The sequence below is a fragment of the Bacillus sp. MBGLi79 genome (assembly GCF_002953915.1).
Window position 1 is genome coordinate 2,086,588 of record NZ_CP026521.1, and the last position, 8,715, is coordinate 2,095,302.

9 protein-coding genes and 1 pseudogene are annotated in these 8,715 nt (G+C 48.2%); all 10 read left to right on the plus strand.

The window, feature by feature from the left end; genetic code table 11:
• Nucleotides 1-225: pseudogene (locus C1T29_RS10635) on the plus strand (flagella biosynthesis protein FliZ); the annotation flags it as partial.
• Nucleotides 218-883 (plus strand): flagellar type III secretion system pore protein FliP, encoded by a 666-nt coding sequence (gene fliP / locus C1T29_RS10640; protein WP_020451403.1) that lies wholly within the window; start codon nt 218-220, stop codon nt 881-883. The pseudogene C1T29_RS10635 and the gene fliP, both read left to right, overlap by 8 nt.
• A 15-nt stretch (nt 884-898) precedes the next feature.
• Nucleotides 899-1,168 carry a flagellar biosynthesis protein FliQ gene (gene fliQ / locus C1T29_RS10645; RefSeq protein WP_020451404.1) on the plus strand — a complete coding sequence of 90 codons (270 nt, stop codon included), beginning with the start codon at nt 899-901 and terminating at the stop codon, nt 1,166-1,168.
• A 7-nt stretch (nt 1,169-1,175) separates the two neighbouring features.
• Nucleotides 1,176-1,952, plus strand: coding sequence for a flagellar biosynthetic protein FliR (gene fliR / locus C1T29_RS10650; protein WP_020451405.1), 777 nt, complete (start codon nt 1,176-1,178; stop codon nt 1,950-1,952).
• A complete protein-coding gene (flhB, locus tag C1T29_RS10655; RefSeq protein ID WP_208945682.1) occupies nt 1,952-3,031 on the plus strand; it encodes a flagellar biosynthesis protein FlhB in 1,080 nt (359 codons plus the stop codon). The genes fliR and flhB overlap by 1 nt, the downstream gene beginning before the upstream one ends.
• 33 nt (nt 3,032-3,064) lie before the next feature.
• Nucleotides 3,065-5,101 (plus strand): flagellar biosynthesis protein FlhA, encoded by a 2,037-nt coding sequence (gene flhA, locus C1T29_RS10660; RefSeq protein ID WP_020451407.1) that lies wholly within the window; start codon nt 3,065-3,067, stop codon nt 5,099-5,101.
• On the plus strand, nt 5,098-6,210 hold the full coding sequence (gene flhF, locus C1T29_RS10665; RefSeq protein WP_020451408.1) for a flagellar biosynthesis GTPase FlhF: 1,113 nt from the start codon (nt 5,098-5,100) through the stop codon (nt 6,208-6,210). The genes flhA and flhF overlap by 4 nt, the downstream gene beginning before the upstream one ends.
• Before the next feature lie 2 nt (nt 6,211-6,212).
• Entirely contained in the window at nt 6,213-7,100 is an 888-nt protein-coding gene (locus C1T29_RS10670) for a MinD/ParA family protein (RefSeq protein ID WP_026579734.1), read from the plus strand.
• Nucleotides 7,097-8,170 carry a protein-glutamate methylesterase/protein-glutamine glutaminase gene (locus tag C1T29_RS10675; protein ID WP_208945683.1) on the plus strand — a complete coding sequence of 358 codons (1,074 nt, stop codon included), beginning with the start codon at nt 7,097-7,099 and terminating at the stop codon, nt 8,168-8,170. Before C1T29_RS10670 ends, C1T29_RS10675 begins: the two co-directional genes overlap by 4 nt.
• A 5-nt stretch (nt 8,171-8,175) precedes the next feature.
• The coding region (locus C1T29_RS10680) for an Hpt domain-containing protein (protein WP_208945684.1) at nt 8,176-8,715 on the plus strand (540 nt) is incomplete at its 3' end.

Here is an 8,715-nt window from a genome sequence, read left to right on the forward strand (position 1 = left end):
AAAGAGATCGATGATGAAAAGGAATATAAAGAAATTCTCACGCAGCATGAAGCTGCGATGAACAGCAAGATTGAATGGCAGAAATGGATGGATCAAGTCAAAGTTCCAGGCGTGCAAAAGCAAAGCGGCACGGCATCTTTTTCCGAGTCGTTAAAAGCACAGCTCGCGGAACTGAAACAAAATCGCGCAGAAGGCAGAAAGAAAGGCCAAAATCAACATGAATGAGTTTATGGATTTATTTAATTCAAGCGATGCGGCAAACGTCAGCGCCAGCGTCCGGCTCTTGCTGCTTTTGACAGTATTTTCGATCGCTCCGGGGATCTTGATTCTGATGACGTGTTTCACAAGGGTTGTCATCGTATTGTCCTTTGTCCGGACATCGCTGGCAACACAGTCAATGCCCCCAAACCAGGTGCTGATCGGACTTGCACTGTTTCTGACATTTTTCATTATGGGGCCGACTTTTTCCGAGATTAATAAAGAAGCGCTGACGCCGTTAATGAACAATAAGATCACCTTGGATGAAGCTTACACAAAAGCGGAAACCCCGATCAAAACCTTTATGAGCAAGCATACAAGACAGAAAGATCTGGCTTTATTTATGAATTACGCAAAGATGGAGACGCCTGAATCCATTAAAGATATTCCGCTTTCAACGATGGTTCCCGCGTTTGTCATCTCGGAATTGAAAACCGCGTTTCAAATGGGATTTATGATATTTATACCGTTTCTGATTATCGATATGGTTGTGGCAAGTGTTTTGATGTCGATGGGGATGATGATGCTTCCGCCGGTCATGATTTCACTGCCGTTTAAGATTTTGCTGTTTGTGCTTGTAGATGGCTGGTATTTAATCGTTAAATCTTTGCTGCAAAGCTTTTAGAGTAGGTGCTAATACATGAATTCAGAATTTGTTATATCGATGGCTGAAAGGGCTGTATACGTTACATTGCTTATCAGCGGGCCGCTTTTGGCGCTCGCTCTTCTCGTCGGGCTGATCGTCAGCGTTTTTCAGGCAACCACCCAAATACAGGAACAGACTCTTGCATTCATTCCGAAAATCGTCGCCGTTTTGGTCGGGCTCGTCATTTTCGGCCCGTGGATGCTGTCGACGATTTTATCATTCGCGACTGAGCTGTTCTCTAATTTAAACCGTTTTGCAGGGTAGTTTTAACATGTCAATAATTGAATCATTTCCAGCCTTTTTACTTGTATTTGTCAGAATCACAGCATTCTATGTAACGGTGCCTCTATTTTCTTATCGGTCAATTCCTGCCGTTCATAAAATAGGTTTTGCATTTTTTCTTGCGCTCGTCAGTTTTCAGGCGATTGAAAAGCCTCCTCAGCTTGATGTTGACGGAGTTTACATGATGTTGGCCATGAAGGAAGCGCTGATCGGGCTTCTGCTTGGGCTGATCGCCTACATGATGATCTCGGCCGTTCAAATCGCCGGATCATTCATCGATTTTCAAATGGGATTTGCGGTGGCGAATGTGATCGATCCCCAGACAGGAGCGCAAAGCCCGCTTGTCGGCCAGTTTTTATATACGTTGGCGCTGCTCCTCATGCTGAGCCTGAATGCGCATCATCTCCTGCTTGACGGGATTTATTACAGCTATCAATACATCCCGGTCGATAAGATGGCGCTGTCGTTTGGAAGCGAAGGATTTGCCGAGTTTATTGCAAAGAGCTTCAACACGATGTTTATAACAGCATTTCAATTGTCTGCGCCTGTTGTGGCTTGTTTGTTTTTAGTCGATCTGGCATTGGGGATTGTGGCGAGAACGGTGCCGCAGCTCAACGTGTTTGTCGTCGGGCTTCCTTTGAAAATCGCAATCACCTTTATCATGCTCATCATCTGCATGGCCGTTATGTTCAGCATGATGCAGCACGTCTTCGAATTTGCCATTCGGACAATGAGAGATCTATTAACTTTGCTTGGGGTGGCATGATGAAGCTGACGTTGGATTTGCAATTTTTCGCAGGTGAAAAAACGGAAAAAGCGACGCCGAAAAAACGGCGGGAAAGCAGAAAAAAAGGACAGGTTGCCAAAAGCGCAGATGTCAATACAGCGATCACGCTTCTTATCGTGTTTTTAGCGTTTTTATTCGTCGGACCTTTTATGAGAGACCGCCTGCTCGCACTGATCGAAAAGTATTACAAAGAGTTGATCACGATGAAGGTGTCAGTCGCCAATATTCCCGGCCTGTTTCAAAGTCTTGTGCTTGAATCTGGCTTCATTATGGCACCGCTTTTGCTGACAGCCGTCGTCTCCGGGGTCTTGAGCAACTATATGCAAGTCGTGGTTTTATTTGCCCCTGAAGCGATCAAGCCTGATTTGAAAAAGCTTGACCCGCTTAAAGGATTCAAGCGGATTTACAGCATCAGAGCGATCGTTGAACTGCTTAAATCGATTTTAAAAATCGTGATTGTCGGCGGCGTGACATTCGCCGTTCTATGGCTGAACTTTGACAAAATTCTCAGAATCCCGGCGCTGTCCGCGGGCGAGGCTTTGTCATATGTCGGCTGGCTCACCTTTTTAATGGGGGTTTCCGCTGCAGTCGCCCTGATTTTTCTCGCGGTGCTCGATTACCTCTATCAAAAATTTGATTATGAAAAAAATATTCGCATGTCAAAACAGGACATTAAAGACGAATACAAAAAAACCGAAGGCGATCCTCTGATTAAGTCGAAGATCAAGCAGAAGCAAAAGGAAATGGCGATGCGCCGCATGATGCAGGATGTGCCAAAAGCGGATGTCATCATCACAAACCCGACCCATTACGCTGTCGCGCTGAAATATGACGAAAACAAAATGGATGCGCCGTTTATCATCGCAAAAGGGGTCGATCTGATGGCTCTGAAAATCAGGCAGATCGCCAAAGAACACGATGTCATGACAGTCGAAAACAGACCTTTGGCGAGGGCGCTCTATGACCAGGTTGAGATCGACCAGGCCGTTCCGGAAGAATTCTTTAAGGCCGTAGCCGAAATCCTGGCGTATGTTTACAAAACAAAGCAAAAAATCTAGTGAATTTTTCAGTTTTAAAAGGAGAGAAACAGCATGTCAGCAAGAGATTTATCAGTTTTATCAGGCGTTGTCCTCATTGTGGCAATGCTTATCATACCCTTTCCACCATGGTTGTTGAGCGTTTTAATTATCGTGAATATTTCTCTTGCGTTAATCGTGCTTCTCACCACAATGAACATGCAAGAACCGCTGCAATTTTCGATATTTCCTTCTTTGCTGCTCCTCTTGACGCTGTTCCGCCTCGGGCTGAATGTATCGACGACACGTTCGATTCTGTCCAACGGAGATGCGGGAAAAGTAGTCGAGACGTTCGGGTCTTTCGTTGTCGGCGGAAACGTTTTGGTCGGTCTCGTTGTCTTTATCATTTTGATCATTATCCAATTTATCGTCATAACGAAAGGGGCGGAACGGGTTTCTGAAGTTGCTGCCAGATTCACGCTCGACGCCATGCCGGGGAAACAGATGAGCATTGATGCCGATTTGAACGCCGGAATGGTGACCGAACAGGAAGCGAAAGTGCGCCGTGAGAAAGTGGCCCGTGAAGCCGACTTCTACGGCGCGATGGACGGTGCGAGCAAATTCGTGAAAGGGGATGCGATCGCAGGGATCATCATCGTCCTCATTAACGTCCTTTTCGGAATTGTCATCGGCATGCTGCAAAAACAAATGAGCATTCAGGAAGCCGCTTCACACTTTACGCTCTTGTCTGTAGGCGACGGGATCGTATCTCAGCTGCCTGCGCTCTTGATCTCAACGGCGACGGGTATCGTCGTCACAAGAGCAGCGTCGGACGGGAACCTCGGACACGATATTACAGGCCAGCTGTTTGCTTATCCAAAGCTTTTGTATGTGACGGCGGGAACGATTTTGCTGCTCGGGATTTTCACACCGATCGGCATTCTCCTGACAGGCCCTCTGGCTCTTCTTCTCGCCATCGGCGGCTATACGCTCTCCAAAGCCGGTGAAGAGAAGGAAAAAGTGGAGGATATCCTTGAGGAAGAAGCTGAAGTGGACGAATTAAAAAGTCCCGAAAGCGTCGTTCATCTGCTCGATATTGATCCGATCGAATTTGAATTCGGCTACGGATTGATTCCGCTTGCAGATGCAAATCAAGGCGGCGACCTATTAGACAGAATCGTCATGATCAGGCGTCAGCTTGCGCTTGAACTCGGTCTCGTCATTCCGGTCGTCAGAATCAGGGATAACATCGCTCTTCAGCCGAACGAGTACAGGCTCAAAATTAAAGGAAACGAAGTCGCAAAAGGCGAGCTTCTCCTCGATCACTTTTTGGCGATGTCTCCGACAGGCGAAGACGATCAGATCGAAGGAATTGACACGATCGAACCGTCCTTCGGCCTCCCGGCAAAATGGATACCGGAATCTCAGAAAGATCAGGCCGAAATGCTCGGATATACGGTTGTCGATCCGGCTTCAGTCGTGTCGACCCACATTACAGAGCAGGTGAAAAAGCACGCCCATGAGCTGATCGGAAGACAGGAAACAAAACAGCTGATCGACCACTTGAAAGAATCTTATCCTGTACTGGTCGAAGAGGTCTCGCCGAATCCGCTGTCTGTCGGTGATATTCAGAAAGTGCTGGCCAAACTTCTGAAAGAAAAAGTATCGATCAGGAACTTGGTGACAATCTTTGAAACACTGGCCGACTACGGAAAGCTGACGACGGATTCAGATATGCTGACCGAGTATGTAAGACAGGCGCTTGCCAAGCAGATCACCGCCCAATATGCGAAGGAAAATGAGACGCTGAAAGTGGTGACGTGTTCGGGCCGTGTCGAAAAGGCCGTGGCGGAAGGAATTCAGCAGACTGAACACGGCAACTTTTTATCTCTTGAACCTGCATTATCCGAAAATATCATTCAATCTGTAGCAAGAGAAATCGAACAGCTCTCATTAAGGCAGGAAGTGCCGATCCTTCTATGTTCACCGCCTGTCAGAATGTATGTCAAACAGCTGTTAGAGCGCTATTTCCCTGATCTGCCGGTTCTTTCTTATAACGAACTGGAAGCCAATGTAGAAGTTCAAAGCATCGGAGTGGTGGATATTCAATGAAAATTAAAAAATTTGTAGCTGGTTCTATGCAGGAAGCCACAAAGCAAATTATACAAGAGCTCGGGAATGACGCCGTAATCTTGAATTCTAAAAAAATTCATACGAGAAAATTTCTCGGCTTTGTGAAAAAAGCCGGGGTTGAAGTGATTGCGGTTGTCGACCAGGACTTTTCCGACGCGAGGAAACCGGAGCGGCAAAAGCCAGTTTTACGTGAACAAAGCCCTTCGCCTGTCCCGCAGCCGGACCACCTCGATTTGGCAAGCCAAGTGAAAGAGCTGAAAGAACTGCTGGAAATGCGGCATCATGAGCAGCCGGTTGATGTGCTGCCTGAGCCGCTGAAAAAGGCGGACCAGCTTCTGGCAAAGCAAGGGGTATCGCCGGCCATCCGTACGAAAGCGCTCGGCCGGTTGATCAGCACTTCTTTAAAAAACGGCGAAGAATGGACGGATGAAAAGGCGCTGGCCCACTTAACAGATGCTTTGGCCGATCTTCTTCCCGATAATCGGGAACAGGACGTGGCGATTCATTCCCAATATGTCGTGCTCTTCGGATCGACCGGAGTCGGCAAAACGACGACATTGGCAAAGCTTGCCGCTTCTTCCGTGCTGGAAAAGCAGAAAAAAATCGCTTTTATCACGACGGATACGTACCGGATTGCAGCGGTTGAACAGCTCAGGACATATGCCGAGCTTCTGAATGCGCCGCTCGAGGTGTGCTACACGAAAGAAGAATTTAAAGCGGCCCAGCAAAAGTTCGCCGATTTTGACCACGTCTTCATCGATACGGCGGGCCGGAATTTCAAAGACGGGCAATATGTCAGGGAGCTGAAGGAAATCATTCCGTTTGAGCGTAAGATACAGGCGTTTCTCGTCATGTCCGCGACGAGCAAGTACGAGGATATGAAGGAGCTCATTAAGCAGTTCTCAAGCATTCCGATCGATCAGTTGATATTCACGAAAGTGGATGAAACCGATTCATTGGGAAGCGTCATGAATCTGCTCGCCGAATCGAGAATCGGTCTCGGCTATATGACAAACGGACAAAATGTTCCGGAAGATATCCGCTACTTGTCAAATGCATCATTTGTCAGACTGCTTACGGGGTGTTGAACATGGATCAGGCAGAAAGCTTACGAAGGCGGATGGGGCAGCGCTTCGCCGAACCGCCCGCCCCTGTCGCTCATCCAAAAGCGAAAACGCTCGCTGTTATGAGTGGAAAAGGAGGCGTCGGGAAGTCGAATATATCGCTGAATACGGCTCTCGCCTTCTTGGAAAAAGGAAAGAGCGTGCTGTTGATCGATCTAGATGTCGGAATGGGGAACATCGATATTTTGATCGGCCGGCAATCGCTCTGCACCGTGATGGATCTCCTTCAGCAAAAAATACCGTTTGAGCGCGCCTTGTCAGCCGGTCCGCGTGGCCTTCAATACATTTCGGGCGGAACGGGACTGGATGCGATGTTCGAATTGAACGGGGAAAACTGGGCGTTCTTTCTGAAAGAATTAACGCGGGCTTTGACAAGCTTCGATTATGTCATATTTGATATGGGAGCAGGGCTGTCGAAAGATCAGCTGCCATTCGTCCTGTCAGCGGATGAAATTCTGGTCGTCACCACGCCGGAGCCGACATCGATCATGGACGCTTACAGCGCGATCAAGCATTTGGCATTAACGGGACGCGATCTTCAGCTGAAAGTCGCTGTCAATCGCTGTACAACCCAAAAAGACGGAATTTCCGCCTTTCTCCGCCTTTCCAACACGGTAAACGCTTTTTTACAGCAAAAGCTTGCATATGCAGGGCCGATTCCTGAGGATCCCCTGGTACCAAGAGCCGTTGTGGAGCAGCAGCCGTTTCTGATGAAGAACCCGCGTTCCAAGCCGAGCAGGGCGGTTTACCTGCTGGCAGAATCGCTGCTTGATAACGGCAGAACGGAAATAGGCGAAAACCGGTCCTTTATCGATAAATTATCTTCATTCCTGAGGAGGGGCAATACATTATGATTCGTGTTCTTGTCGTTGACGACTCTGCTTTTATGAGAAACATGATCACCAAGTTTTTAACATCCAATCACGAGATTGCTGTAGCAGGAACGGCAAGAAACGGCGAGGAAGCGCTCCAAAAAATCAAGGAGCTCCGCCCGGATGTGATCACATTGGATATTGAAATGCCTGTGATGAACGGAAAAGAAACATTGAAAAGGATCATGGCGAGCGATCCGCTTCCGGTTGTCATGGTATCGAGTCTGACGCAGCAGGGGGCTGATATCACGATCGAATGTCTTGAGCTGGGGGCGATCGATTTCGTCGCAAAGCCGTCGGGTTCAATTTCAATTGATTTATATAAAGTAAGAGACATGCTGATTGAGAAGGTGTTGACAGCAGGGCGGGTGAAACTGAAAGGCCGGCCTGTTCCGATTTCAAAACCCGCCATCGAGACGGCAAAGCGGCCGCCGGTGAGCGGCAGCGATTCAGTCCGTGTTCGGGCTGGAAAACAGCTCATCTGCATCGGTACATCGACAGGGGGACCGAGAGCGCTGCAAAGAGTGCTTCCCAAGCTTCCCAAAACGTTGAAGGCGCCTGTTTTTGTCGTTCAGCACATGCCAAAGGGGTTTACAGCCTCATTAGCGAACAGGCTGAACCACCTCTCAGAAGTAACCGTGAAGGAGGCTGAAAACGGTGAGAGAGCGATAGACGGCTGGGTTTACATTGCCCCCGGAGGGAAAAACATGGCAGTCGGCCTTGAAAAGGGCGAATTGGTGATCACGCTCGATGACCGCGACACAGAGAGCCGTCACAAGCCTTCTGTTGACTATTTGTTCCATTCCCTGGCCTCACTTCGGGAGTTTGAAAAAATCGCCGTCATTATGACGGGGATGGGAAGCGACGGAACAGAAGGCGTAAAAGGCCTTTTGAAACATGGAAGCGGAACGGTGATCGCCGAAGCAGCCGAGTCGTCCGTCGTTTTCGGAATGCCGAAATCGGTCATTAACAACGGACTTGCAAACGACATCAAGCATGTTGATGAGATTGCCGCAGCCATTATGACGTATATGAAAAAAGAGAGGGCGTGACTCATATGGATATGAATCAATATTTAGACGTCTTTATTGAAGAAAGCAGAGAACATTTGCAAACCTGTAACGAAAAATTGCTCGAACTCGAAAAAAATCCGACAGACCTGCAGCTTGTCCATGATATTTTCAGAGCGGCTCATACCTTGAAAGGGATGAGCGCTACGATGGGCTATGAAGATATGGCTCATTTAACGCACAGTCTGGAAAACGTGCTGGACGCGATACGAAATGAAGAAATGACCATTACGTCAGAGTGGATGGACATCATGTTTGAAGCGCTCGATGACCTTGAAGCGATTGTCCTTTCGATCATTGAAGGGGGCGACGGCAAAAGAGACGTTTCAGAAGTCTGCGCCAAGCTTGATGTGACAGGCGCAAACAAGGAGGCGGCCGCATCGGCAGAAGCGCCTGAAGCTGCGTCGTCTGAAACGAAATGGGCCTATGACGAATTTCAGCGGACGGTCATCGCCGAAGCTGAGGAACAAGGCTTTAAATGTTACGAAATCAATGTTGCGTTGAAAGAGGACTGCCTGTTGAAGGGC